Annotated in this window: 2 protein-coding genes; both read right to left on the bottom strand. The window is 51.3% G+C overall.

Annotated features, from left to right (window positions below; all coding sequences use genetic code 11):
* Positions 1 to 1983, bottom strand: a 1983-nt coding sequence (locus FBQ85_28315; protein MDL1879038.1) for a site-specific DNA-methyltransferase, incomplete at its 3' end; no start/stop codon positions are given.
* Positions 1984 to 2167: 184 nt separating this feature from the next.
* On the bottom strand, positions 2168 to 3366 hold a 1199-nt coding region (locus FBQ85_28310), incomplete at its 5' end, for a DNA polymerase III subunit alpha (protein ID MDL1879037.1).

Below are 3366 nucleotides of genomic sequence, written 5' to 3'. Positions count from 1 at the left end.
AACCACTTCAGGGCGATCTACCAGCACTTCTTCTTTGGCAGGCTTATCATTGGCAATGGATTCAAGGCTGACGTGTGGCACAATGCCGCCGATTTCTTCGCCTTTGCGATTCTGCTTTTGTTTATAGACGAAACCTCCAATCGGCCCGCGCGTCTCATCTTGTAGTTCAAAATATGGGAAGATTGCCGTTAGTAGGCGTTGGCGTGCAAGAGCCAGCGGCACGCGGCTAGTATCTATAGTCACCCAGCGCCGACCCCACTGTTCCGAAACACAGGCGGTAGTACCGCTGCCGCAAGTTGGGTCGAGTACGAGGTCGCCTGGGTCGGTGGTCATGAGAAGGCAGCGTTCAATTACTTTGTTTTGGGTCTGTACTACATACCATCGTTCATTGGCTTTACCTGAGGTGTCAACCCAGACGTTGGTAAGCCTCTTAACTGGATAGTCGATATGATATTTTTTAAACCATGGTTTTCCACCTCGTGTTTCTATCCTGCCCTTCTTGGCCAAATTCTCCAGGCCTTCAACAGATGTTTTCCAATGATTTCCAGTGCCAGGATAATAGTCTGTACCTCTAAAACCGAATGGTTTCGTATCACGAGACTCTCCTGCTGAAGTTAGGCCTGATAGCTGATAAACTTTAGCATCATTCGGAAGAAGCGTAGTGTTGTTTTTCTCTTCAGGAGTCAGTGGCCGGTCGATGCCATTGATCGTGACCCCCCAGGACCCTCCTTCAGTTTCTCGTGCCCATTCGGCACATGGTTTATCAACAAATAATTGCCTATATTTCAACAACTCTTTTTCCTTTGCATACCAAACGATATAGAATAAATTATTGTCGATCAGGCTTCTTGGAGTCGTGGTCTTGAAAACTGATAATAATGATACAAAATTCGCAACACCAAATATCTCGTCCAACATTGTTCTGACCAGATGGACATTCTCTTCACCTATTTGCACAAACACACTACCACTCTCAGTGAGCAGCTTACGGGAAAGGAGCAGACGGTCGCGCAGATAGGTCAGGTAAGAGTGGACACCCTGTTCCCAGGTATCACGATACGCTTTTACCATTTCTGGTTCTCGCGTCATGTCCTCATCATTGTTGTGTCTTATTTCTCGCTTGGGACGTATGAACGGCTGAAAATTGCTTCCGAACTTCACACCATATGGCGGGTCAAGATAAATCATCTGCACTTGTCCAGCCATACCTTCATATTGCAGCAGCGAATTCATAACACTCAACGAATCGCCCAGAATCATACGGTTGGCCCAGCCGTTCGGATGCTCATAGGCGCGTAGCAACATATCATTGGGCGAGTGCTCGCGATCTCCAAAAAGATCGTAAAGTGAAAGCTGTTTGTCGCGCTCGTGCCCTTTAATCGTTTCCAAAATGGCCTGCGTCGAAAGCCGCTCGTGAATGAAAAGCGGAAGCGTCGGCGCTTCAAATGAAAGCCGCTCCGCCTTTCCGGCCCAATTGAGAAAGGGCTTGGAAATGCGTTTCAGTTGATCAATCGCGTCTTGCAGCCCACGCACAGATGCAATCGTGCGTCCACTTGGGTCTTTGAATTGTTGGACTTCTGCGAACCGGTGGGGAGGGTCTAAGCGGGAGGCTTGCTCGATGCACGCGATCAGCCATTCTCCATGTTCACGCGCCGAGTTGCTGCCGTCCCAATCGAGCGCCGGCGAGAGCGAAGAGTCATAGCGGTAACGCTGGGGCGGTTTCCTTTTGTTAAAAAGCGGCTGAACGCCAACGTCCGGCCTGATAACGCTGCTTGCTGAATTGTGGCGGTAGTTCCCTACTTTGGCCACAGATGCGCTTTTTCGTGTGCGGGTGCCCCGTTTTTTCATGGTGATGTTCCATTCATCCTGAATGTGAGTCAAAATCTGTAAAGGCTTGGAAAGCCCCATCCTCAGCCAAAGGAATGCTCCTGAATTTATCCGCACTTGGCTGCGATTGCGGAAAATGTCATGCGGTGCTGACAATAAATTGGCGAGAAAACAACGGGGAAAAGATGATTTACCCTATTGCATTTTTCGCTTGCCCTGGTATCTTACGGCCAGCGCTCCTGGAGTGGGAACCTTTCCGTTCCCCCCCAAACGGTCAAGGTTCAATCCGGTCGCTTCAGGAGCTTTTTCATTTTGCACGAATCTCCGTTCAGGAACCTTTCTACAGCAGCCGCACGAACGTCACATTCAGCGAAATCGCCCCGCGATCATTCTGCGCCCAGCCGCGCAACAGAAAAGGCCGGTGGTTTTGCGCCATCAGATGGCAAAATTGACGATACACCTTTGGAAAAAACACGGTTTCGAAAATTGCGGTTTCGTCTTCAAATGAGTAAAACTCCATCGCTTCATCATTCGCCGTGCGCACCAGCTTGCTTGTCACCAGCCATCCCACCAGTTGCACGTGCTTGCCGGCACAGCGCGGCAGGTCTTGCGCAAAAATCCTTTTAATGGGCGCGATTTTCGCCTTGAACAACGCCAGCATGTTGCCGCTGTACAAAACGCCCAGCGCATTGAACTCGTGCTGCTGCTTTAGGCCAGGGCTGTAGTCCCTGAGCTTTTGGGCTTGAGGCAGTTGCGTCTCATACCAGCTTGCGTCATCCTCTACCAGGCTGCCGGCGTTCGTGGTATAGCGCAAAAGCCAGATCAAAGCTGGCCGCGACAACTCCGGCTCTACACTATCGAATAAACCCGCCTTGATCATCACGCGCATATCTGAGGGCGCCATGACCACACGCCGCCGAAAATCCCAGAAGCTCTTGAACGGGCCATGACACTGGCGCTCATCGAGCAGCCTTTGCACCGCAGCGGCTTCGACGCCTTTGAGCTGCATCAACCCCACACGCACAGTCTTGCCTTCACCCTTGTACTTCCACTCGCTATGGTTAATATCCGGCGGGAGAATCTCCAAGCCCAAACGCCGGCACTCGCTCAAATAGGCCTGGGTGGAATAATAGCCGCCCTGGTTGGAAATCACCGCAGCCATGAAAATGGCAGGATGATGGACTTTGAGCCAAGCACATTTGAAGCTGAGCATGGCATAGGAGGCGCTATGCGGCTTGCAAAAGGAGTAACCGGAAAAGCTCAAAATCATGTCCCAAATCTCGCGGATTTTGGACATGGCCAGGCCGCGCCGGCGGCAACCTTTAAAGAATTTGTCGCAGAAATCCGCCAGCCTTTTCTCGGCATGCTTCTTGGTCAACACCTTGCGCAATTGCTCGCCTTCATCGGCGCTAAAATCCGCCAGGGCAATCGCGGTTTTGCTCACGTCCTCTTGATAGACCATCACGCCAAACGTTTCTTTGAGCACTTCGGCGAGCAAGGGATGCAGCGGCTCATACGGCTGGCCGTGCAAGCGATCCA

The sequence above is a fragment of the Cytophagia bacterium CHB2 genome (assembly GCA_030263535.1).
In the GTDB taxonomy this organism is placed as follows: domain Bacteria; phylum Zhuqueibacterota; class Zhuqueibacteria; order Zhuqueibacterales; family Zhuqueibacteraceae; genus Coneutiohabitans.
This window is presented reverse-complemented; position numbering and strand designations above follow the sequence as displayed.